Origin of the sequence: Amycolatopsis sp. NPDC049253 (assembly GCF_040678995.1) — a bacterium.
Lineage (GTDB): Bacteria > Actinomycetota > Actinomycetes > Mycobacteriales > Pseudonocardiaceae > Amycolatopsis.
In genome coordinates this window covers 514,719-537,141 of the sequence record NZ_JBFAQX010000003.1, presented here as the reverse complement: position 1 = coordinate 537,141, position 22,423 = coordinate 514,719, and the positions used below count along the sequence as shown (strand labels likewise).

Genomic DNA, 22,423 nt, shown 5'->3' with positions numbered 1-22,423 from the left:
CATACCTAGTGTGGGTCCATGAACCTTCACACCGGGTCTGAGCTGGCTTTAGTCCGCGCATGAAGAGGTGGAGTGTGCCTGAGCCTGGTGCCGCGCCAGGGTTGGTCGACGTCGCGCGCAAGTTCGCGACGACGCTGACCGACACGAAAGGAGTAACGCTTCCGCCCGCGGAACTGGAGCGTCTCCTGCTCTCCTTCGCCGAGGAGGTCACGGAGGTCGTGACCCCCGCGTACGAAGGCGCCGTCCTGCGCTTCACCACGCTCTTCTCCTCCGCCCCGATCGGGATCGCACTCGCCGACCCGTCCGGCGTGATCATGGAGGCCAACGCGGCGCTCGCCAAGCTGCTCAGCTCGACTCAGAGCCGGCTCCACGGCAGGCACCTCGCCGACCTGGCCGCGACCGAGCACGACGCCACCCGCATCCGCAGCTGCCTCGCGCGCCTGGGCACCACGGAGATCGGCCGCCTCACCGAACGCGGCGTGCACCTGGACCACAGCCAGGACGGCAGCATCACCACCAACGTCACGCTCGCGCGGCTGCCCGGCGACCGGCCCGACACGCACTTCCCCGTGCTGATGGCGGCCGACACCGACGACCTGCACCTGCTCGGCGAGCGCCTGCTTCACCAGAACGTGCACGACGCGCTCACCGGCCTGCCCAACTCCCAGGCGTTCGCCAACCGCGTCGAGGCCGCGCTCGGCGCGCCCCGCACCGAAGAGATCGCGCTGGTCTACCTCGACATCGACGGCTTCAAGGTGATCAACGACGGCCTCGGCGCCGGCGTGGCCGACCAGGTGCTCAAGGAGGTCGCGGGCAAGCTGTCGGCGACCTTCACCGGGCACCACGACGGCTACGTCGCACGCCTGTCCGGCGACGGGTTCGGCGTACTCATGCGCGGCGAGGACCTCACGACGCAGCACGTGGTGAACCTCGTCGAGCGCGCGCTGGAAGACCTCAACGAGGCCGTGTACCTCGGCGGCCACGGGATCGGGGTGAGCGCCAGTGCCGGCATCGTCGTGGGCGGCCGGCCGGGCGGCGGGCACACCGAGATGCGCCGGGCCGCGGAGCTCGCGCTGCACCGCGCCAAAGAACGCGGCAAGGCCCGGTGGATGCTGTTCGACCCGTCCGAGGACGCACGCGACCGCAGCCGCTACCAGCTCGCCGCGGTGATCGCCGGCGCGCTGGAGAACGGCGAGTTCTCCTTGATCTACCAGCCCACCGTGAAGCTCTCGAAGCCCGACGAGATCGCGGCCGTGAACGCCGGCCTGCGCTGGAACCACCCAGAGAAGGGCGAACTCGACTCCGAGGACTTCTACCCGCTGGCGCAGACCACCGGCATGACGGTGCCGCTCGGCAAGTGGCTGCTCGCCGAGTCGCTCGCCGCCACCGCCCGCTGGCGGGCGCGCTTCGGCGAGGCCACGCCCGATGTCTGCATCCGGCTGCCGAAGCGGCTCGCGAGCGACGACGACCTCGTGATGCTGGTCAAGGAGCAGCTCGACCGCCACAACCTCCCGGCGAAGGCGCTGCGCCTGTGCGTCGACCGGCAGTCGATGTTCGACGACGAGAACGAGGTGTACGACTCGTTCACGGTGCTCGCCGACCTCGGCGCGCAGCTCGTGCTCACGATCTCGGGTTCGGCCGACCTCGAGCTGATCCCGCAGTTCGACCTGCCCGTGCGGCACGTGATCCTCAGCGGCCCGGTCGTCGACGCGCTGGCCGACTGCCCCACCGAAGCCGACCTGCGGCACCTGCGCCAGCTCGTGGAGCGCGGCAAGGAGCTCAACCTGCGCATCGGCGCCGAAGGCGTGCGAAGCGCCGAGCACGCGGCCCGCTTGCGCCAGCTCGGCGTGCTCGCCGCGCGCGGTTCGTTCGTCGCCGACTCGGCCACGGGCGATGAAGTGGACGAGATGATCGAGCGCCACGCCGGCTGACCCGTCCACCTGCGGTGCGGGTACGAATACCGGGGAGGATCATGATTCGCGGACCCCACCCGAAAGGACCCCGATGGACACCGGCGCCCTCGCTCCCGACTTCACCCTCCCCGACGACCAGGGTGCCGACCGCACGCTGTCGGACTTCCTGACGGCCGGCCCGGTCGTGCTGTTCTTCTACCCCGCCGCCATGACGAGCGGCTGCACCGCCGAGAGCTGCCACTTCCGCGACCTGGCCGCCGAGTTCGCCGAGGTGGGTGCCCAGCGCGTGGGCATCAGCCCGGACGCCGTGGCCAAGCAGCGGGAGTTCTCCGCTGCCAACGGGTTCGACTACCCGCTGCTGTCCGATGTGGACGGCGTGGTCGCGAAGCAGTTCGGCGCGTGGCGCAAATTCATCCCGCTGCACACCAAGCGCACGACGTTCATCATCGACACCGACCGGCGCGTGCTCGACGTGATCAAGAGCGAGCTGAACTTCACCGCGCACGCGGACCGCGCGTTGAAGGTGCTGCGCGAGCGCAAGAACGTCTCCTGACACTTGCCCTTGCCCGGCAAGGGTTTCACCGCTCAGTTCGGCCGCTGGATCCGCCACACGACGTCGTTGCCCGAGCACGCCGGGGCCAGCGCGTCGGAAGCGGCTTCCTTGTGATGCAAGGTGAAACCCAGCCGGGCGGGAATCGCGCCACTGCGGGTGTTCAGCTCGTCGTGGAGGATGTCGACGTGGGGCGCGCCGAGGCGCCAGGCCTCGGCGACGAGCAGGGCGGTCGCGCGCGTGGCCAGGCCCCGGCCGGTGCACGTCTTCGCCAGCCAGTAGCCGATCTCCCGGCCGTCGCCGCGGCGCATCAGGCCGCAGCCGCCGGCCAGCGTCCCCTCGGCCGTGTAGATGCCGTATTCCCGCGCCTCACCGGACTCCCAGCGTTCGGCCGTGGCGGTGAGGAACTCCGTGCCCTCGGCCGGGCCGTAGCCGTCGGTGGCCCAGACGAGCCACGCGCCGATGTGCTCGCGCGAGGCCGAGACCGTGTCCACGAGCACGCCAAGGTCTTCGGCGCGCCAGCGGTTGAGGGTGACCACGCCGTCGGTGAGGGTGTCCATGTCCTCATGGTGGCACCGGAACACCACGGTGGCATCGAAATAACGCGGGGCCCGCCGTTTCCGGCAGGCCCCAGCGGTCGGTGCTCGTGAGCTAGTTGACGACAGCCGTGGGCGGCACCGGGGTGTCGTTCTTCAGCGCGTCGAACAGCTGCGCCGACTTCGTCTTGTCCCAGTGCTCGGCCGAACCGTCGGTGACGGGCACCGTGCCCGTGAGCACGCCGTCGGACGAGATGCCGCGCATCGCGATCGCCAGGCCGGCCAGGTTGTGCACGTGGTCACCCGAGTCCATCGTCAGCGCGTCGGGCGCCGAGGACAGCAGTGGGAAGAAGTCGAACGGGTTCAGCAAGGTCCCCGGGCTCGCGATCTGGCTCACGAGGGCACCGATGAACTTGCGCTGGTTGGCCACGCGGTCGAGGTCCGAACGCGGGGTCGCGCTGCTGTGGCGCATGCGGACGAACCCGAGCGCGGACCGGCCGTCGAGCGTCTGGCAGCCGGCCTTGATGTCGATGTTGGTGTACGTGTCGTGCATTTCCTTGTCCACGCACATATAGACGCCGCCGATCGCGTCGACGATGTTCGCGAACCCGCCGAAGCCGATCTCCGCGTAGTGGTCCATGCGCAGGCCGGTGGCACCTTCCACGGTCTTGACCAGCAGCTCCGGGCCGCCGAGCGAGAAGGCGGCGTTGATCTTGTTCGTGCCGTGGCCCGGGATCTTCACCTGCGAGTCGCGCGGCAGGCTCAGCAGCGTCGGCTTGGTGTCGTTGTCCGGGATGTGCGCGATCATGATCGTGTCGGTGCGCTGACCGCCGCCGGCCGCCGCGACGTCACCCGTGGCGAGGCGTTCCTCGTCTTCGGCGGAGAGCCCGTCGCGGCTGTCGGAGCCCACGATCAGCCAGTTGGTGCCCGACGCGGCCGCGGGACGGCCGTCGTAGTCGGCCAGCGCGTCGACGCGCTTGATCGAGAACTCCAGGTACGCCCAGATCCCGCCGAGGAACACGACGAAGATCAGCACCAGGGTCATCAGGACCTTGCCGAAGCTCCACCGGCGGCGCCGGCGCGGAGCCCGTCCGGGCGGCGGGGCCTGGCGCGGCGGAGCCTGCCGGGGTGGTGCGGGCGGAGGGGGTGCGGGCGCCTCGCCGCGCGAGCCCATGGGTCTGGTGCGCTCGTCGTACGGGCTGCTGCTCACGCCTGGCAGCGGCATCATCTGCGCCCGCTGATGCTGCCGCGGGCGTGCGGCGGGCTGCGGTGGCCGGGGCGGCACCCGCCGCCTGCCGTCGTCGCCTCCGTACGTCATCGGTCTCTCACCCAATCCCCGAATCCGGCAAAACTCGTGCGGCCCAGTGAACCGCACGCCCCCGAACAAAGGACGTGCGGCACCTGGTGCAGGTTCATCCGGTGGGGAACGGCCTGCTCAGCGGGGGTCGGCGAACCCGAACTGGTGCACCTTGATGTGCCCGGACCGGAACCCGGCCTCCGAATAGGCGAGGTAGAACTCCCACATCCGGTGGAAGACGTCGTCGAAGCCGAAGCCGCGGATGTCGTCCCAGCGCTGGTGGAACCGCTCGCCCCACAGCTTGAGCGTGCGCGCGTAGTCCTGGCCGAACTCGCGCATCCCGGCCAGCTTGAGGCGGGTGTTGTCGCGCATGCCGTCCTCGATGGCCTGCACCGACGGGATGATGCCGCCCGGGAAGATGTACTTGTGGATCCAGGTGTACGACCGGGCCGCCGCCAGCATCCGGTCGTGGTCCATCGTGATGGCCTGCAGGCCGAAGCGCCCGCCCGGGCGCAGCCGCTTGCCGATCGTGGCGAAGAACGTGGGCCAGTAGGACTGCCCGACGGCCTCGATCATCTCCACGCTCACCACGGAGTCGTACTGGCCCGTGGCCTGGCGGTAGTCGCACAGCTGCACGTCGACGCGGTCGGACAGGCCCGCCTCGGCGATCCGCGCGTCGGCCAGCACCTTCTGCTCCTGCGAGATGGTCAGCGACGTCACCTTCGCGCCACGCGAGGCCGCGCGGATCGACAGCTCACCCCAGCCGGTGCCGATCTCCAGCACCTCGCTGCCCTCGCGCACGCCGGCGTAGTCCAGCACGCTGTCGAGCTTGCGGTGCTGGGCCTGCGTCAGGCTGTCACCGGGGCCGAACAGCGCCGAGGAGTACATCATCGACTCGTCGAGGAACGCGCTGAACAGGTCGTTGGACAGGTCGTAGTGCCGGTGGATGTTCGACCGCGACCCCTCGATCGTGTTCTCCTCGTGCGCCGGCTGCACGCGCTCGGCGAAGCGGCGGAACCGCTGCAGGAACGGCGGCACGATCGTGCTCAGCTTCTCCGCGAACGGGGTCAGCACGCCCGCGAGGTCCTCGGCGGTCCAGTCCCCCACCATGTACGATTCGCCGAAGCCGATCTTCGCGTCGGCGCCGAGGCGGTGGAAGAAGGCCGAGGGCCGCAGGATGCGCATCTCGGGCGCTTCCGGACCGCCGGCGCCAAGGACGGTGCCGTCGGGGAACGTGACCCGCAGGTCGAGGTTCCTCACAGCACGGCGGAAGAGCGCCTCGGCGGCCCGCGCGCGCAGCGGCGAGTGCGGTGGCGTGGCCAGCCCCGGCCACCGGGTTTCGTCGGGCACCGGCTGCGAGGCGGGCCCCGCCGCTCGGTCAACACTTGAGGTGGACAAGACACTCCCTCCGGAATGGGCCATCGGCCCACATCTGATGGTATTCCCGGCACACGCGACCTGCGTTGTGCGGTTGTCGCCGGATCCGGTCACACCGGGATGCTCAGCCGCTCGTCGGCGGGCCGCGTCCACGCCTGCCGGAGAGTCTCGTCGGTCTCCCCCGCGTCGATCGCTTCCCGTGTGAAAGCACACATCAACCTGGTCCAGACCGCCGGGCGCTTGATCATCGCGTGCCCCTCGTCGGTGACGTCGAACCGGGCGAGACGTTTGGCGAGCTCCCTCGCGCGCTCGGCGAAGGCGAGGGAATCACGCGGTGAGGTGATGCGGTCGCGCGTGCCGTGCAGCATCACCACGGAGCGGCCCGCGACGGCGTCCACGGGCTCGCCGGGCGGCGTCCACGGTGCCAGCGCGCACACGCCCACCACGGCGGGGTCGTCGGCCACCCGCAGCACCACGCGTCCCCCCATCGAGTGCCCGACGAGCACGACGGGCAGACCCGGGTGCTCGGCGCGGATGCGCTCCAGCGCCCAGCGGGCGTCGTCCACCGGGTCTTCCTCGGGCGCGTTCCAGCCGTAGCGGCGGTTGCGCACCAGGCGCACCTCCAGTCCGGCCGCGCGGCCCGCGCGATGCAGGGCGCGGGCCAGCGGCACCATGCGCAGGTACGCCAGCCGCCACGGCCCCACGGCCGCGGCGCCGTGCTCGGCGCCGCCGTGCAGCACCAGCGCCACCGCCCTCGTCCGCCCGTGCGCGCGCCGCACCGAAACGACGGGTACTCCGTCCACGTGCCGCCTCCCAGTCACCGGTACGCCCGGATGATCAGCTCTCACGCTAATCCACCACGAAGCGTGTCCAAGCGATACATTCGGCGCCCGAACCCGCGACGAAGGGCAGGTGTGGTGAGCGCCACGGAAATCTGGAAGAGCACCTCGGAAAAGCTCGCGGCCGCGCAGCAGGCCAACGCCGAAGCGCTGACGGCGGCGGCCGACCTCGTGCTCGGGGTCATCCGGTCCGACGCCCTCGTGTTCACCGCCGGTGCCGGGCACTCGCTCGCCGCGGTCGCCGAGACGTTCTACCGCGCGGGCGGCCTCGCCTGCGTCTACCCGCTGTACCACCCGGAGCTGCTGCCCCTGCACGGCGCGCAGCACAGCACGAAGACCGAGCGCCGCAGCGGGCTGGCCGAAGAGGTGCTGGCCGAACGCGCGCCGGGACCCGACGACGTGCTCGTGGTGTTCTCGACCTCCGGGGTGAACCCGTACCCGGTGGAGCTGGCCGCCGGCGCCCGCCGCCGGGGCGCGTCGGTGATCGCCGTGACGTCGCGCGCGTGCGTGGCCGCGGCGCCGCGCCGCTCGGCGACGACGCTGGTCGAGGAGGGCACGGTCGTGCTCGACTCGCTCGTGGTCCCCGGCGACGCGAGCCACCCGGCCGCCGCGCCGCGCACCGCACCACTGTCCACTGTGGTCAATGCGTTCCTGTGGAACCTCATCCTGGCGGAGGTCTACGACCGCGGCACGGCCGAGGGCATCGACGTCCCGCTGTGGCGAAGCTCCAATGTGGAAGGTGGCGACGAGGCCAACACGGCCCTGCTCGCCAAGTACGGACCCCGCGTGCCGGCTCTGCGGTAGCCCTCGGCGAACCAGCGGCGCTTCCGGCGAAAAAGGACCGGCCCGGCAGGTCTTGACGGGCCCGGTCCGCCCTTCTAACTTCGGCGTACCGACCGGTCGGTGTCGAGTGGAGGCGGGCCAGCATGGACGATGAGACGGCCGTGTCCCTGCACGGCACCTGCGCGCCCGGGTTCGAGGCGGTGCAGGAAGCGTTCGTCGAGAACATCTCTGAGCGCGACGAGCTGGGCGCGGCCTTCGCCGTGACCCACCGCGGCGAGGTCGTGGTCGACCTCTGGGCCGGCTGGGCGGATCCGGGCCGCACCACGCCGTGGCGGCCGGACACGCTGACCAACGTCTGGTCCACCACCAAGGGCATGGCGGCGATCTGCGCGCACCAGCTCGCCGACGCCGGCGACCTGGACCTCGACGCCGCCGTGGCGCGGTACTGGCCCGAGTTCGCCGCGGCGGGCAAGCAGGACATCCCGGTGCGATGGCTGCTCTCGCACCGCTCCGGCGTCGTCGGCATCGGCCTGGCGCGCCCGGTGAAGGTCGAAGAGCTCTACGACTGGGACCACATCACGGGGCTGCTGGCCGCGCAGGAACCGCTGTTCCCGCCCGGCTCGGCCAGCGGCTACCACGCGCTGTCCTACGGATTCCTCGTCGGCGAGGTCGTGCGCCGCGTGGCCGGGCAGGGCATCGACGCGTTCTTCGCCGAGCACGTGGCCGGTCCCCTGGAGGCGGATTTCTCCCTCGGGGTCGGGGAAGCCGACCTCGGGCGCTGCTCGACGCTCGTGGAGCCGGTGCTCACACCGGAGATGACCACGGCACTGACCGAGGCGTTCGCCAGCGCCGGGCCGGTCGCGCTCGCCGCCATGGCCAATCCGCGCGTGGAAGGCCACCACGCCAACGATCCCGCGTGGCGGCGAGCCGTGATGCCCGCGCTCAACGGTCACGGCACGGCGAAGGCGCTCGCGATCATCTACGGCGCGCTGGCCGACGGCTCCGAACGCCTGGTCTCGGCCGGCGCGCTCGCCCGGGCCCGCGAAGGCCAGGGCGCTTCGGTCGACGTGGTCGCCGGCGTGCCCAACGAGTGGGCGCTGGGCTTCTACCTGGGCAGCGACGCGCGCGGCTTCGGCCCCAACCCGGCCGCGTTCGGCCACGACGGTCTCGGCGGCTCGGCCGGCGGCGCCGACCCGGAAGCCGGCATCGGCTTCGGTTACGTGATGAACCGCATGGGCCCCTTGCTGCGTGACGACCCGCGCAAGATGGCGCTCGTCAACGCGACCTTCGCCTGCCTCGGACACTGAGCGGACACGCGAAGGGCGCCTCGAGTCCCCTCGAGACGCCCTTCGCCGCGCGTCACGCGGCCGCGGTCGGCTCCTCGTCGAACTGCGTGTGGTGCAGCTCGGCGTAGCGGCCGCCGAGGGCGAGCAGCTCTTCGTGCGTGCCGCGTTCGACGATCCGGCCGTCTTCGACGACCAGGATCAGGTCGGCGGCGCGGACGGTCGAGAGCCGGTGCGCGATCACCAGCGCCGTGCGGCCTTCGAGCGCGCCCGTGAGGGCTTCGCCCACCGCGGCCTCCGACTCGGAGTCCAGGTGCGCCGTGGCCTCGTCCAGCACCACGACCTTCGGCTGCGCCAGCAGGAGGCGCGCGATGGTGAGACGCTGGCGTTCACCGCCGGACAGGCGATAGCCACGTTCGCCGACGGTGGTGTCGAGGCCGTCGGGCAGCGAATGCACCAGGTGCGCCAGCCGGGCCTGCTCCAGCGCGGCCCAGATCTCGTCGTCGGTCACGCCCGGACGGGCGTAGGCCAGGTTGGCGCGGATGGTGTCGTGGAACAGGTGGCCGTCCTGCGTCACCACGCCCACGGTGGCGCGCAGCGTCGCGAAGTCCAGGTCACGGACGTCCACATCGGACAGCCGGACCGCACCGCCGTCCACGTCGTAGAGGCGCGGCAGCAGCGAGGCGATGGTCGACTTGCCGGCACCCGAGGAGCCGACCAAGGCCACCATCTGGCCCGGTTCGGCGCGGAAGCTGATGCCGTGCAGCACCTCTTCGCCCCCGCGGCTGTCCAAAGTGGCCACGTCTTCCAGCGACGCCAGCGAGAACCGGTCGGCCGCCGGGTACCCGAAGCGCACGTCCTCGAACTCCACGGCCACGCCGCCCGCGGGCAGCGCCTTCGGCTTCGCCGGTTCCTTGATCATCGGGTCGAGGTCGAGCACCTCGAAGACCCGCTCGAACGACACCAGCGCGGTCATCACGTCCACGCGGACGTTGGCCAGCGCCGTGAGCGGCGCGTAGAGGCGGGTCAGCAGCAGCGCCAGTGCGACCACCGTGCCGGGCGCGATCTGGCCGGTGAAGGCGAGGTAGCCGCCGAGGCCGTAGACCAGCGCCTGCGCGAGTGCGGACACGAGCGTGAGGCTGGTCATGAACCAGCGCGTGAGCATCGCCGTGCGCACGCCGATGTCCCGCACGCGCCCCGCGCGGTCACCGAACTCGCCGACCTCCTGGCGGGGCCGGCCGAACAGCTTCACGAGCGTGGCGCCCGGCGCCGAGAACCGCTCGGTCATCTGCGTGGTCATGCCGGCGTTGAGCTGTGCCGACTCGCGCTGCAGCCCGGCCATCCGGCGGCCCAGCCGGCGCGCCGGGAGCACGAAGATCGGCAGCAGCACCAGCGCGAAGATCGTGACCTGCCACGACAGCGTCACCATGACCGCGAGCGAGAGCACGAGCTGGATCACGTTGGTGACCAGGCCCGAGAGCGTCGCGGTGAACGTGCGCTGGGCGCCGATGACGTCGTTGTTGAGCCGGCTGACCAGCGCGCCGGTGCGGGTGCGGGTGAAAAACGCGATGGGCAGCTTCTGCACGTGCTCGAACACGGCGACGCGCAGGTCGAGGATGATCCCTTCGCCGATGCGCGCCGACTGCCACCGCTCCGCCAGCCCCAGCCCGGCGTCGAGGATGGCCAGCACCGCGATGATCACCGCGAGCCAGATGATCAGCGGCAGGTCGTGGCCGCCGACGACCGCGTCGACGACCTTGCCCGCCAGCACCGGCGTGGTCACCGCGAGCACGGCGGACACCACGGTCAGCACGAGGAAGACGAGCAGCCGTGACCAGTGCGGGCGAGCGAACCGCGCGACCCGCTTCACGGTGCCGCGCGTGAGCGCCCTCGGCGCGTCGGCCCCGCGCATCACGGAGCCGAGCAACGCCCACGAGTTGTCCATGTGGAGCCTTTCCCCCGATCGACAAAACTTCTACATTACTTGAGCTTTTTTTCAGAGATGCCCACCACAACGCCGGTTCGTCCCGAGTTCTTCCCCCGGGCGTTCACCGGTGGTGAACAACTGCCCACAACGCCTCGCGCAGCCCCGCCGCCTCACGCTCGCCCAGCGGGCCCAGCAGCCGCCGTTCGGCCTCCTCCGACGCCTCGGTGGCCACCTTCAGCACGCGCAGCCCCTCCTCCGTCGGCGTCACGATCCGGCGGCGGCGATCGGCGGGATCGACCTGGCGCCGCACGAGCGACTTGTCCTCCAGCTCGTCGACGAGCTGCACCATGGTCGTCCGGTCCACGCCGAGCCGCGCGGCCGCCTCCTGCTGCGCCTGCGGCTCGCCCTCGGCCAGCAGCGCGAGCACCGCGACCTGCCGCCCGCTCACCCCGTGGGGCGCGAGCAGTGGCTCCTGCAGCTCGGCCAGCCGCAGCTGTGCGTGCTTGAGCAGATAACCGAGCCGGCGGGTCACGACCGCGGGAGTTTCGGGGGCACTCGACATGACCCGCATCCTAGCCCTACGCTGATCATCAGTTGTGCTGATGATTTACCACACTGACGATCAGGAGTTCCCCATGGTGACCTTCGGGCTGAAACCCGCGCAGCAGTTCACGGACGTCGCGACGCTGCGCGAGATCTGGGCGATCGCCGACGACGCGCGGTTCGACGGCCTCTGGACCTTCGACCACTTCGCCCCGATGGGCCCCGTCCGCACCGGCGACGTCTTCGAGGCCTGGACCCTGCTGGCCGCCATGGCCGAGGCCACCCGGCACGTCCGGATCGGCTGCCTGGTGTCCGGCAACACCAACCGGCACCCGGCCGTGCTCGCCAAGATGGCCGCGACGATCGACCACCTCTCCGGCGGCCGGCTCGACGTGGGCCTCGGCGCGGGCGGCGACGCGCTCGCCGACACGATGCTCGGCATGCCGACCCCGCCGGCCCGCGAACGCGTCGAGCGGCTCGCCGAGGCCTGCGCCGTCCTCGACCTGCTGTGGACGCGGCCGGTCGCCGACTTCAGCGGCGCCCACTACCGCCTGACGACCGCGACGAGCGACCCGAAACCCGTGCAGACGCCGAAGCCGCCACTGTGGCTCGGCAGCAACGGCGAGCGCCTCGGCCTGCGGGTCGTGGCCGAACACGCCGACGTGTGGCTGAACGCGAGCCTGCCGGGCACGCCCGTCGAGGAGCTCACGCGGCTTTCGGGCGTGCTCGACCGGCATTGTGCGACGATCGGCCGTGACCCGGCGACGGTGCGCCGGGCCGTGCAGTTCCGGCTCTCGGCCGAGGACAGCGACACGCTGCGCGAAGCGCGGACCTACCTCGACGCCGGGTTCACCGACCTCGTCCTCATGCTCCCGTCCGCCGGTGACACCGTGGGCCGCGCGAAGCAGGCGGCCGCGCTGCTCCCACGGCTGCGCGAGCTGGGCCGAACGGGCGAGGACGGGTGATCCGGGCGCCCTCGGTAGCCTGACGCGACGGGGACGGCCAGGTTCGTGAGGGGGAAGCGGTGCAGCTGCTGATGGCGCCGGCCCGGTCCGCCACGGACCGGGCGGGCCGGGTGCTCACCTGGGACCTGGTGTTCTACCTCGGCTGCTTCGCCTTCGCGTTGATCAGCGCGATCGTGTCCGAGTTCTACGGCTACCGCGTCTGGGGCAACTTCGCGACGGCCGCCTACGGCATCGCCGCGGCCCACAGCGGCTGGCTGCTCGTGTCGGCGCGGCTCGGGCGTACCCCCCGCGGCCCGCTCGGCTCACGGTGGTGCTCGATCGCGGTCATCGGGCTGTTGGCGATGATCGTCCCGCTCGTGGTGCTCGTTATTCGCCGACTGACCGGGGTCGACTGGCTCGTCACGCCGGACTCGTGGGCCGCGCAGCCCGAGGTGTGGGTGATCGAGCGCAGCGCGAGCCTGCTGCTGCACCACGGCACGCCCTACGTCGACGTGACCGCTCTCGGGCGCGCTCCCGAGGTGAACGACTACACGCCCTACGGACCCGTGATGACGGTGTTCGGCCTTCCGCGCGCGTTGTTCGGGGGAACGCCGTTCACCAATGCGCTCACGGATGCCCGGTGGATGTTCGCACTTTGTGCGTCTCTCTGCGTGATCGCCTCACTACGAATGCTGAAATGGCCGCGAATTCCGGTTCTTTCGGCACAATTGGCAATCGCGTGCCCACTCACCGCATTGACTTGGGCCGTCGCCGGTCCCGATCTCGCCATTGTGGGACTGCTCGTGCTCGCCTGCGCACTCGCTGCAACCGGACGCGCGGGCTGGTCGGGATTCGTGCTGGCACTCGTGATCAGTGCGAAGCTCATCGTCGCGCCGGCCGCGGCCGTGCTCGCGGTCTTCGTGTTGTGCCGTACGCACAACGAAAATTCACGCGACCGCAGGGCACTCGCGTGGTTCGTGACCACTTTGGTCAGTGCGACGGTGGCGCTGCACTTGCCGGTGTACCTGGTCGCCCCGGACGCGTTCGTGGAGCACGTGATCCGGTTCCCGCTCGGGATGGGCGTGGTGCGCTCCCCCGCGGCAAGCCCGCTTCCGGGCCACCTGATCGCGGAAACCGGCTCAGCGGGCCGCGTGATCTCACTCGTCCTGGTGGCGGCCGCAGCAGTGGCGATGCTGGTGTGGCTGGTACGCCGTCCCCCCGCGACGGGATCCGCCGCGCTCTTGCGGATCGCCGTCGGGCTCGGCGCGTTGGTCCTGCTCACCCCGGCAACCCGCTACGGCTACCTGGTTTATCCGTTGGTGCTGCTCGGAGGAGTGCTGACGTTCCGAGCGGCCGAACAGGGACTGCGCCCCCCGCGCAGTCGGCCTGGTACTGCTACTTCTTCTTGACCCGCGTGGCCCCGCCGCGCCCCCGCAGCTGGACCCCGGACTCAGAGAGAACACGGTGCACGAACCCGTAGGAACGCCCCGTGGACTCTGCGAGGGCCCGGATGCTCGAGCCCTTCTCGTATTTCTTCTTCAGGTCAGCGGCCAGCTTGTCGCGCGTGTTGCCGGTGATCCGCGCGCCTTTCTTGAGATCAGCCACGTCGATCGCCTTCCCGCCGAGTGGAGTTCTGGGCCATTTGACGGCCCCTGCCGGGGCAATGATCGAACACGAAGCCCAGGAATGCCAGACGACAGACGTAAAACGAGCGAAATTGCGATCACATTGGGCCATTCAAGTGCTTCACGAGGCGTGGCAAGCACCCAAATGGACGCATCTGATCACGCTAGCTGGACAAGTTCCAGATAATCCGCGGACCAATGATCCTCGGTCCCGTCGGGCAAGAGGATCACGCGCTCGGGCTCCAGCGCCTCGACGGCGCCCGGATCGTGCGTCACCAGCACCACGGCGCCGGCGAAGCTGCGCAGAGCGTCCAGGACCTGCGCACGGCTGGCCGGGTCGAGGTTGTTGGTCGGTTCGTCCAGGAGCAGCACGTTCGCCGCACTGGAGACGAGCCCGGCCAGCGCCAGACGGGTCTTCTCGCCGCCGGAAAGCGTCCCGGCGGGCTGGTCGAGTTGTTCACCCGTGAACAGGAACGAACCCAGCAGGTTCCGCAACTCCTGCGCACCCGTGTCCGGTGCGAGATGTCGGATGTTTTCCCACACACTCGCATCGTGGTCGAGAGTTTCGTGTTCCTGTGCGTAATAGCCCAAACGCAATCCGTGACCCGGCTCGACGGAACCCGTATCCGGAGTTTCCATTCCGCCGAGCAGCCGGAGCAATGTCGTCTTTCCGGCACCGTTCAAACCGAGCACGACGACCTTCGAACCGCGGTCGATCGCAAGATCCACTCCGGTGAAGATCTCGAGCGAGCCGTAGGACTTCGACAGCCCGTCGGCCGTGAGCGGCGTGCGCCCGCACGGCGCGGGCTCGGGGAACTTGATCCGCGCGACCTTGTCGGCCTGGCGCGTCTCGTCGAGAGAGGAGAGCATCTGCTCCGCGCGGCGCGCCATGTTCTTGGCCGCGACGGCCTTCGTCGCCTTGGCCCCGAGCTTCGCGGCCTGCTGCTGCAACGCCGACGCCTTCTTCTCGGCGTTCGCGCGCTCGCGGCGGCGGCGCTTCTCGTCGGTGGCCCGCGCGTCGAGGTAGCGCTGCCAGCTCATGTTGTAGAGGTCGATCTCGCCGCGCGTGGCGTCGAGGAACCAGACCTTGTTCACGACGTCGGCGAGCAGCTCGACGTCGTGGCTGATCACCACGAGACCGCCGTCGTGCTGCTTGAGGAAGCCGCGCAGCCACGAGATCGAGTCGGCGTCGAGGTGGTTGGTGGGCTCGTCGAGGAGCAGGATCGTCTCGGACTTGCCGCCCGCGCCTGCCTCGGCGGCGGCGAACAGGATGCGCGCGAGCTCGACCCGGCGGCGCTGGCCACCGGACAGCGTGTTCAGCGTCTGCTCCAGAATCCGGTCGGCGAGGCCGAGGTTGGAGCAGATGCGCGCGGCCTCGCTCTCGGCCGCGTACCCGCCGAGCGAGGCGAACCGCTCTTCGAGGCGGCTGTAGCGGTTGACCGCCTTGTCGCGTTCCTTCTCGTCGGCCAGCTCCGCCATGGCCGTCTGCGCCTTCTCCATGTTGCGGATCAGCGCGTCGAGGCCGCGCGCGGACAGCACGCGGTCCTTCGCCGTGACGGACAGGTCGCCCTCGCGCGGGTCCTGCGGCAGGTAGCCGAGCTCGCCGCTGCGGCGGACTTCACCCGCGTGCGGCTCGCCCTCGCCCGCGAGGACCTTCAGCGACGTGGTCTTGCCGGCGCCGTTGCGGCCGACGAGGCCGATGCGGTCGCCGGGCTGGATGCGGAGGGTGGCGCCGTTCAGCAGGATGCGCGAGCCGGCACGCAGCTCGAGGCCAGTGGCCGTGATCAAGAGAACTCCCGGACTCGGGGGTGAACGTGGACAGCGACAGGCACCGGCATCGCCCGCCGTCCTCGCTCCCTGCGAAGATCGGTCACGAGCGCCCGGTGCGGCAGCTACTCCGTGAGGATTTCCCGTTCCACGGGATCCAGTGTACGGGGCGGCGCCGAACGGTTTTCCGCCGCGTGGCGGGTCTCACGCTCCGCTCAGCACCACTTCCACGGAGATCGCCCGCTCGGCCGCGTCGTCGAGCACTCCGCGCCGCGGCTCGGGGATCTCGAGCACGCGCGCCGCGGCGCGGGCGAACAGCGGGTCGAGCCGGTGGTCGGCGCGCAGTTCGCCGAGCGCGCGGCGGTCGCCGCCGAGCACGACGGCGTCCACTTCGGACAGTCGGGGCAAGAGGACCTCGACCGCGTCCTGCGCGGCCGCGCGCAGCGCCGCCCGGGCCTGTCCCGCACGCCGGCGCGCGAACCGCTGCTGCGACCAGCCGCCCGCGGCCGTACGGCCCTGCACGAGGTGGCGGTCGGTGCGCGAGACGAGCACGACCCCGCCGCGCGCGAGCCCGAGGGAATGCCCGCCGAGGCGGACCAGCAGCACCGCGAGCAGCCGCGGCACGAGCGCGTGGTCCACCAGTGGTTCGATGGCGAGCCCCTCGTGGGTTCCCGTGACGGCGAGCGGTCCGAAGGGGACGGTCGCGGTGGCGATGACGCCGTTGCGGGCGAAGACGCGTACCTCGTGCTCGCCGAGCTCGGTGGTACCGACCCCGTCGTTGCGCTCGGCGAAGCGCGTGAACCAGCCGGCGAGGCGGCCGGGCGCGATCTCGACCGCCGTCCCGCCGCCCGCGACCCGCCGCGCCCTGGCCATGCGGACAACGGTACGGGGCCGCCGCGAAAACGCGACGGCCCCGTCCGGGTGGATCAGGTGCGATCAGGCGATGGCCGGACCGGCGTGCACCACCGGGCGGACGAGCGCGGCCGCCCCGGCAGCGCTCCCCGTGCCCGCCGACGCGTAGCCGTTGACGTGCAGCGAGACGCTGCGGATCGAGCCCGTGTCACCGCCGGCGACGTCGACCGCCTTGAACGTCCACGTGCCGTCGGCCGAGGTGCCGGCGAGCGGGGTCTGCGGGTCGATCGGCAGGTACGTGCCCGTGAACGGCGCGAACTGCGACCCGACGGTGCTCAGCAGCGCCGGGGCGCTGTCGTCGAACACGACCTGGCACAGGTTGTTGCCGCCGCTGCCGGCCCGCTGGAACAGCGTGGCCGACGCGCCCGAGGGCGAGGTCAGCGTGCCGACCAGATCCGCGACGTAGGTGTGGTCCACGCCGACCGTGGTCGAGCCCTCGTCGGCGGTGCAGCTGGAACCGTCGATCGAGACCGAGACCTTCGACGCGGCCCCGACACCGCTCACCACCAGCGGCACCGAGGCGCCGAGCTGCGAGTTGTCCGGGATCGCGACCGGCGCACCGGTGTAGGAGAAGGTCTGCACCACCGGCGAGGGCGTGCCGACCGGCAACGCGAACGTGCTGGTCAACGGCGAGAACGAGCCGGCGAACGTCACCTTCGCGGACAAGACCACCGGCACGCCGAGGCCCTGCGTCGCCGGGACCGTGACGGTGAAGTCGTTCACGCCCGTCTGGCCCGGGCTGATCGTGCCGTACGACTTGGCGCGCGGCGCGATCGTGACGCCGGGCGTCGTCGTGGTGAGCACGACGCTCGTGGAGGACGCGACCCCGTCGCCGGTGTTGGTCACCGGCAGCGTCACCTTCGCGGTGTCACCGGGGTCGAGCGTGCTGCCGCCGTCGGGCCCGGTGACGGTGGGCTGCACGGCCTGCACGTAGGGCTGCGGGCTGGCGCCGGTGTAGGCGAGCACCTTGTCGGCGAGGACCACGCCCGCGCCGGTGAGGTTGTCGCTGCCGGGCGCCTCGATGTCCACGGCCGTGTTCAGGAACGCCTCGCGAACGTCCGAAGCGGACAGTCCGGGGTTGCCCGAGAGCACGAGGCTCGCGATGGCGGCCGCGTGGGGCGCGGCGGCCGAGGTGCCGAAGAACGGGTCGAACCCGCCGACCGAGGTGCGCACGCCGTCGGCCGCGGTGATCTCCGGCTTGTCGCGGACCTCGCCACCGGTCGAGGAGACGTTGCCCGGGGTGATGGGCGTGCCGTCGGCCTCGTAGAACATCCGGCGTGGGCCGTCGGAGCTGAACCGCTCGGCCTTGCTGGCCGCGGAGAACGCGCCGGGGAACGGACCGGTCGGGTTGGCCGGGTCACCCGGTTCGAGCGCCCGGCCGAACGGGGCCGCCGCCGGTGCCGCGGCCACGGAGAACGCGTTGCGCGCCGAGGAGTGCCCGGCCGTGACGCCCGGGGTGCTGTAGGCCTTGAGGCCGTCGGCCGAGTCGCGGAACCGGCTGCGGAAGGCCGTCAGCGAGAGATAGCGGCCCTCGCCGGAGAACTTGACCACCGCGAGCCGAAGGCCGGTGCCACCGAAGAGCGGGGTGGCGAGCTGCTCGTACGGATCCTGGGTGCCGTCCTGCACGTCCTGGCTGAACGAGACGACGTTGCCCGCCCCGTCCAGCAGGTAGAGGTCGTAGTCGTCGGCCGCGGCGCCGAGCGGGTCGGACCAGTGCAGCGTCACGGGGATGTTGTCCGACGACGCGTCGGAGATCGGCTCGAAGATCTGGTTGCCGGCCGCACCCGCGAAGTTGTGCGCGGTGCCGGCGAACTTGCCGATCGACTTGCCGGAGTCGACGAAGTCGCCTTCCCAGTGGGCGGCGGTGCCGTCGGTGACGTTGCCCTCGTTGCCCGCCGAGGAGAAGTAGAGCGCGCCGTCGGCGGTCACGTCGTTCACGGCCTGGGCGATGATCCAGTCCTGGAACGGGGATTCCTTGTAGTAGATGACGTCGTCGACGATCACGTCGCAGTGCGACTCGAAGCGCAGCTTGCGGATGTTGTCGGCGAAGCTCGCGTCGGAGGTGAACGCGGAGGCGAAACCGAGGGTCGCGTTCGGCGCGAGGTCGTGGATGATCTCGAGCATCGCGGTGCCCTCGTCACCGTCGCCGGCCTGGCCGGGGACGACGTCGACGGCCGGCAGCTCGCCCTTGGCCTGCGAGACCTTCAACGAGTCGACGCCGTCGGACAGCGCGCACGCCTTCACGCCGGTGCCCGTGACGCCGTACTGCTGGCGGGCGAGATCGGCGTTGTGCGCGCGGTCGCCCTCACTGGTGATGGTCGCCTCGGCGGCCCGCCGGTTCTTGGCCGCGAGCGCCTGGTTCAGCGCGGCGTCGAGGCGGGCGGCCTTCTGCTGCTTGGTCTCGACGGGAGCCGTTTTCCCCTGCCCCGCCTTGGTTTCCAGCTCACGGGCGGTGATCGCCTGGTCTGCGGTCTCGACCCGCTTCACGTCGGCGCGCGCGGCGATCGCCGGCAGTGCGGACAGCGGCACCTCGGCGCGGATGCTCGCCGCCTTGTCCGACACGGTGCGTACGGCGGCACCGGCCTTGCGCAGGTCGTTCACCAGCGCGTCGGACACCTTGGTGGCGCGGATGTCCACGAGCGCGGTGCTCGCCGTACCCGCCCCCAGCGCGGGTACGGCGGAGGCGCTCAGCTTTTGGGTACGCAGCTTCTGCGAGACGAGCAGCCGGCTGTCCAGTTTGGACTCCGTTTTGGTCTGCCCGGACTTGATCGACTGCAACGCCGCGATCTGCTTCGCGGAGTTTTCGGAAAAGGAGTCCGGTGTGGACGCTGTGGCGGCGCCCGCGACCGGCGGGGTGACGATGCCCAGCGCGGCGATCAGCGCCGCGGCCCCCGCGGTCAGGACGGTCGCTCGGGATCTGGCTCTCGATCTGAATCCGGCTCTAGTGGAACGGCTTCGACGCACGTGCGCCTCCGAATCTCGCACCGCGTGCCCCGACTCACGCTGGCCAACGCCGGTGATCACCGGCTGGATCCAGCTAAGTGCCCGGGGTAAATGGGAAAAAGCAGCCGTTAGGGTGATGTATGGCTGTAAATTTCCCATACCCACCGGAGGTCGTAGGCCATTCAGCGGCAGTGGCGAGTCATAGCGCCGGCTGAGCGCGGCCTCAGAGCACGAACGAGTCCGACCACGGCTGGGCGGCGCGCCCGGACAGCGCGTCGAGCAGCGTCACGGCCTGCTTGTCGGTGAGCGAAGCCACGAAGTCCACCACTGCGCGGCCGCGGGCGAGACTGCGCACGGCGTCGGCGCCCTCCACGCGTTCGCCGGTCGCGCCGACGAGCACCTCCGGCATGGTCCGGACCAGGCCCGAATACTCGTCCTGCGCCAGCTCCACGAGGTCGTACAGGCGCCGGGGCAGGCGGCTCGCCTCGTCGCGGTCGAGCAGCCACGCGTCGAGCGCGTCGACGAGCGTGGTCACGAGGCTCGCCTGCCCGCGCTGGTGCAGCGCGAGGTCCGGGCGCAGGAGCACGAACCGGCGGTGCACGAACTTGAGCACCTGCACCTCGTGCCACTGCGCGGTGCGCAGCGAGACGTGCCCGGAGCGCGTGGAGGGCGAGGAGAGCACGAAGACGCCGTCGACGAGCCGCGAGGTCCAGTTGGCCGAGAACGCGGCCGTGGCCTGCTCGGCCTCGATCGAGCCGTCGAACCCGTTCTCCAGCAGCCCGTCCACGAGCTCCCGCTGCACGCGCCGGACCGCGGCGGCGAACGCGTCGTCGTCGGCGATCCAGCCGTCCTTGAGGTGCATGCGCCGGCGCAGTTGTTCGAGCGACCGGCCGGGCCGGCGCAGCTCCGCGGCGACCTGCTCGTCGTCGAGTGAAGCCAGCTCCAGCGCGTGGTCGAGCCACTCCCCCAGCTCCGCGGCGACCGGCGCGTGCTGCAGCACCCCGATGCGGTGGAAGTCCTGCAGGTCGTGGATCGCGTAGGCGATGTCGTCGGCGGTGTCCATCACCGACGCCTCGACCGTCTGCTGCCACGGCTCGATGCGGCCGGTGAACGGGCCGCGCGCCTGCGCGAAGTCGTCGAGTTCCGTGGCGTAGGCGGAAAACTTGCTCGCGCCGGTGCCCGGTGAGCCGTCGGGTTCGGCCGCGCCGCGGGGAGGCGTGCGCATCGCCGTGGGGTGCAGTTCGGGGTAGTGCAGCCGCGCCCACGGGTACTTCAGCACCGCCGCGCGCACGGCCGCGGTGAGGTCGAGACCGATCGCCGACGGGCCGCGCACGTCGGTGGTGGTGAGGATGCGGAACGTCTGCGCGTTGCCCTCGAAGCCGTCGGCCAGGCCGAAGCGGTGGCGGGCGATGCGGTCGAGCGTCTGCTCGCCGAGGTGGCCGAACGGCGGGTGCCCGAGGTCGTGGGCGAGCGCGGCGGCCTCGCAGACGTCGGGGTCGCAGCCGCCGAGCTTCGCGGCGAGCTCGGCCGACTCGCTGGCGCCGGTGATCCGCTCGGCGATCGCGCGGGCGACCTGCGCGACCTTGAGGCTGTGGGTGAGCCGGTTGTGCAGCAGCCCGGCGCCGCCGGCGCTGACCACCTGCGTCACCCCGCCCAGGCGCGCGAAGAACGGCGACGCGGCGATGCGGTCGCGATCGACGCGGAACGGGCTGGTGGCGAGGTCCGTGAACCCGCCCACGGAGCTCGACGGGTCCCTGCGCGCGGCTCTCGGGTCGGTCTCGGACATGCGCTCCACCGTATCGGTCCGGCCCCCGGCGGACTCGCCGGATACGGCAGGATCGGACGGGTGAGCGACGTGCTGATCGCGGGTGGCGGACCCGCCGGGTGGGCGCTGGCGCGCGCCTGCGCCCGGCGCGGGCTCGCGACCACGCTCGTCGACGCCGCGCCGCGGGCGCCGTGGCGCAGCACCTACGGCGCGTGGGCCGACGAGCTGCCGGGGCTGCCGGCCGAGGTGATCGCTTCGGCACCCGGCGCGACGGTCGCGTTCGGCACGCGCGAGCACCGGCTCGACCGCGGCTACCTCGTGCTCGACAACGCCGGCCTGCGGTCCTGGCTCACGGCGGCGCCGGTGACGGTGGTGACCGGGCGGGTCGCGCACGCCGAGCACGGCCGCCACGGCTCGACGGTGGTGCTGGCCGACGACCGCCGGCTCGCCACCGCGGTGGTCGTGGACGCGTCGGGGCGCAACCGGGTGCTGTCCGGCGGCCCGCCTGGCGGGCGCCGCGCCGAGCAGACCGCGTACGGCCTCGTGCTGCTCGCCGCCGACGCCGAGCGGCTGGTGCCCGGCGCCTCGGACACGGCCGTGTTCATGGACTGGCGCGACGGGTCGCCGAGTTTCCGCTACCTGCTCCCGCTCGGCGACGGCTCGGTGCTCGTGGAGGAGACGTCGCTCGCGCACCGGCCGGGCGTGCCGGTGGACCGGCTCGCCGCGCGGCTGCGGACCCGGCTCGCAGCCGCGGGGCTGCGGCCGCACGGCCGGGAGGAGCGGGTTCGGATCGCGCTCGACGTGCCGCTGCCGGGGCGCGGCGCGGTGGTCCCGTTCGGCGTCGCCGCCGGGCTCGTGCACCCCGCCACCGGGTACAGCGTCGCGACGGCGCTGCGGCTGGCTCCGAGGGTGGCCGCGGCGCTGGCGGGTGCGTTCGAGGCGGGGCCCGCGGCGGCGGTGCGCGCGGCCCGCCGGACACTGTGGACGGCCGAGGCGCGGGCCGTGCATTCCCTGCGGCAGTACGGATTGCGTGCTTTGCGCCGGATGTCGGCTGCCGAGCTCGCCGAGTTCTTCGACCTCTTCTTCGCGTTGCCGGCTCCCGTGCAGCAGGCCTACACATCGGGCCGGGAAGACCTGCCGGGCACGGCGGCGGCGATGGCCCGGCTGTTCCGCGCGGCGCCGCCGACGCTGCGCGCGCGGCTCGCGGGCCGCCGGACGAATACGATTCGGTAACGGCGGCGAAATCGGCGGCCGAATGCGCCGGCGCGCAGCCGTGAGCGCTACCACGTGCGGAACCGGCGGGCCGAACGGCGACGGTCCGCGAATTCCGTATCCGAAACTTCTTCGGGTCAAACGATCAAGCTCCAGGTGGACGGACTCGCTGGTCACTGCCGCGAACCGGGCCACCACGGACGGTGT

At 71.5% G+C, this 22,423-nt stretch carries 18 protein-coding genes; 7 read left to right on the top strand and 11 right to left on the bottom strand.

Translation table 11 applies throughout. The annotated features are described in order from the left end of the window. Window positions 1–74: 74 nt before the first annotated feature. Window positions 75–1,931 (top strand): EAL domain-containing protein, encoded by a 1,857-nt coding sequence (locus AB0K15_RS10095; protein ID WP_364047789.1) that lies wholly within the window; start codon window positions 75–77, stop codon window positions 1,929–1,931. A gap of 73 nt (window positions 1,932–2,004) precedes the next feature. Continuing rightward, window positions 2,005–2,466 (top strand): peroxiredoxin, encoded by a 462-nt coding sequence (locus AB0K15_RS10090; protein WP_364047787.1) that lies wholly within the window; start codon window positions 2,005–2,007, stop codon window positions 2,464–2,466. 32 nt (window positions 2,467–2,498) lie between these two features. Here the strand turns inward: AB0K15_RS10090 and AB0K15_RS10085 are convergent, their stop codons facing one another. The 4 genes from AB0K15_RS10085 to AB0K15_RS10070 all read right to left on the bottom strand — a co-directional run bounded on the left by AB0K15_RS10085 (window position 2,499) and on the right by AB0K15_RS10070 (window position 6,476). Then, a complete protein-coding gene (locus AB0K15_RS10085; RefSeq protein ID WP_364047785.1) occupies window positions 2,499–3,023 on the bottom strand; it encodes a GNAT family N-acetyltransferase in 525 nt (174 codons plus the stop codon). Window positions 3,024–3,114: 91 nt separating this feature from the next. Continuing rightward, window positions 3,115–4,317: an LCP family protein gene (locus tag AB0K15_RS10080; protein WP_364047783.1), complete on the bottom strand. Its 1,203-nt coding sequence runs from the start codon at window positions 4,315–4,317 to the stop codon at window positions 3,115–3,117. 117 nt (window positions 4,318–4,434) lie between these two features. Continuing rightward, window positions 4,435–5,694 carry a cyclopropane-fatty-acyl-phospholipid synthase family protein gene (locus AB0K15_RS10075; protein ID WP_364047781.1) on the bottom strand — a complete coding sequence of 420 codons (1,260 nt, stop codon included), beginning with the start codon at window positions 5,692–5,694 and terminating at the stop codon, window positions 4,435–4,437. A gap of 89 nt (window positions 5,695–5,783) precedes the next feature. Beyond that, complete coding sequence (locus AB0K15_RS10070; RefSeq protein ID WP_364047779.1) at window positions 5,784–6,476, bottom strand: alpha/beta fold hydrolase; 693 nt, start codon at window positions 6,474–6,476, stop codon at window positions 5,784–5,786. 111 nt (window positions 6,477–6,587) lie between these two features. Here AB0K15_RS10070 and AB0K15_RS10065 point away from each other — a divergent pair, with 111 nt between their 5' ends. Further along, window positions 6,588–7,316: an SIS domain-containing protein gene (locus AB0K15_RS10065; RefSeq protein ID WP_364047777.1), complete on the top strand. Its 729-nt coding sequence runs from the start codon at window positions 6,588–6,590 to the stop codon at window positions 7,314–7,316. A 122-nt stretch (window positions 7,317–7,438) separates the two neighbouring features. Continuing rightward, window positions 7,439–8,602, top strand: a complete 1,164-nt coding sequence (locus AB0K15_RS10060; protein ID WP_364047775.1) for a serine hydrolase domain-containing protein — start codon at window positions 7,439–7,441, stop codon at window positions 8,600–8,602. Between the two features lie 52 nt (window positions 8,603–8,654). Here AB0K15_RS10060 and AB0K15_RS10055 read toward each other — a convergent pair whose 3' ends face one another. Together AB0K15_RS10055 and AB0K15_RS10050 are read right to left on the bottom strand one after the other, a co-directional pair. Beyond that, a complete protein-coding gene (locus AB0K15_RS10055; RefSeq protein ID WP_364047773.1) occupies window positions 8,655–10,523 on the bottom strand; it encodes an ABC transporter ATP-binding protein in 1,869 nt (622 codons plus the stop codon). A 103-nt stretch (window positions 10,524–10,626) separates the two neighbouring features. Next, complete coding sequence (locus AB0K15_RS10050) at window positions 10,627–11,067, bottom strand: MarR family transcriptional regulator (protein ID WP_364047771.1); 441 nt, start codon at window positions 11,065–11,067, stop codon at window positions 10,627–10,629. A 73-nt stretch (window positions 11,068–11,140) separates the two neighbouring features. Here AB0K15_RS10050 and AB0K15_RS10045 point away from each other — a divergent pair, with 73 nt between their 5' ends. Further along, window positions 11,141–12,013: an LLM class flavin-dependent oxidoreductase gene (locus tag AB0K15_RS10045; protein ID WP_364047769.1), complete on the top strand. Its 873-nt coding sequence runs from the start codon at window positions 11,141–11,143 to the stop codon at window positions 12,011–12,013. A 71-nt stretch (window positions 12,014–12,084) separates the two neighbouring features. Continuing rightward, window positions 12,085–13,401 (top strand): glycosyltransferase 87 family protein, encoded by a 1,317-nt coding sequence (locus AB0K15_RS10040; RefSeq protein WP_364048004.1) that lies wholly within the window; start codon window positions 12,085–12,087, stop codon window positions 13,399–13,401. Here AB0K15_RS10040 and AB0K15_RS10035 read toward each other — a convergent pair. The 5 genes from AB0K15_RS10035 to dgt form a co-directional block, all read right to left on the bottom strand. Continuing rightward, window positions 13,388–13,597: a helix-turn-helix domain-containing protein gene (locus tag AB0K15_RS10035; protein ID WP_003071237.1), complete on the bottom strand. Its 210-nt coding sequence runs from the start codon at window positions 13,595–13,597 to the stop codon at window positions 13,388–13,390. The two genes, AB0K15_RS10040 and AB0K15_RS10035, sit on opposite strands and share 14 nt — an antisense overlap. A gap of 179 nt (window positions 13,598–13,776) precedes the next feature. Next, window positions 13,777–15,405 (bottom strand): ABC-F family ATP-binding cassette domain-containing protein, encoded by a 1,629-nt coding sequence (locus AB0K15_RS10030; RefSeq protein WP_364047767.1) that lies wholly within the window; start codon window positions 15,403–15,405, stop codon window positions 13,777–13,779. Window positions 15,406–15,588: 183 nt separating this feature from the next. Further along, complete coding sequence (locus AB0K15_RS10025) at window positions 15,589–16,257, bottom strand: acVLRF1 family peptidyl-tRNA hydrolase (protein WP_364047765.1); 669 nt, start codon at window positions 16,255–16,257, stop codon at window positions 15,589–15,591. Window positions 16,258–16,320: 63 nt separating this feature from the next. Continuing rightward, on the bottom strand, window positions 16,321–19,260 hold the full coding sequence (locus AB0K15_RS10020) for a S8 family serine peptidase (RefSeq protein ID WP_364047763.1): 2,940 nt from the start codon (window positions 19,258–19,260) through the stop codon (window positions 16,321–16,323). Window positions 19,261–19,462: 202 nt separating this feature from the next. Continuing rightward, entirely contained in the window at window positions 19,463–21,025 is a 1,563-nt protein-coding gene (gene dgt / locus AB0K15_RS10015) for a dGTP triphosphohydrolase (RefSeq protein WP_364047761.1), read from the bottom strand. A gap of 60 nt (window positions 21,026–21,085) precedes the next feature. Between dgt and AB0K15_RS10010 the strand changes: the two genes are divergently transcribed. Continuing rightward, window positions 21,086–22,237, top strand: coding sequence for a lycopene cyclase family protein (locus tag AB0K15_RS10010; RefSeq protein ID WP_364047759.1), 1,152 nt, complete (start codon window positions 21,086–21,088; stop codon window positions 22,235–22,237). The last annotated feature ends 186 nt before the right edge of the window (window positions 22,238–22,423 follow it).

Bases quoted from the DNA above. Each gene is read 5' to 3' on its own strand.
- AB0K15_RS10090 (WP_364047787.1), top strand. From the start codon at position 2,005: ATGGACACCGGCGCCCTCGCTCCCGACTTCACCCTCCCCGACGACCAG.
- AB0K15_RS10085 (WP_364047785.1), bottom strand. From the start codon at position 3,023: ATGGACACCCTCACCGACGGCGTGGTCACCCTCAACCGCTGGCGCGCC.
- AB0K15_RS10080 (WP_364047783.1), bottom strand. From the start codon at position 4,317: ATGACGTACGGAGGCGACGACGGCAGGCGGCGGGTGCCGCCCCGGCCA.
- AB0K15_RS10060 (WP_364047775.1), top strand. From the start codon at position 7,439: ATGGACGATGAGACGGCCGTGTCCCTGCACGGCACCTGCGCGCCCGGG.
- AB0K15_RS10055 (WP_364047773.1), bottom strand. From the start codon at position 10,523: ATGGACAACTCGTGGGCGTTGCTCGGCTCCGTGATGCGCGGGGCCGAC.
- AB0K15_RS10050 (WP_364047771.1), bottom strand. From the start codon at position 11,067: ATGTCGAGTGCCCCCGAAACTCCCGCGGTCGTGACCCGCCGGCTCGGT.
- AB0K15_RS10045 (WP_364047769.1), top strand. From the start codon at position 11,141: ATGGTGACCTTCGGGCTGAAACCCGCGCAGCAGTTCACGGACGTCGCG.
- AB0K15_RS10040 (WP_364048004.1), top strand. From the start codon at position 12,085: ATGGCGCCGGCCCGGTCCGCCACGGACCGGGCGGGCCGGGTGCTCACC.
- AB0K15_RS10025 (WP_364047765.1), bottom strand. From the start codon at position 16,257: ATGGCCAGGGCGCGGCGGGTCGCGGGCGGCGGGACGGCGGTCGAGATC.
- dgt (WP_364047761.1), bottom strand. From the start codon at position 21,025: ATGTCCGAGACCGACCCGAGAGCCGCGCGCAGGGACCCGTCGAGCTCC.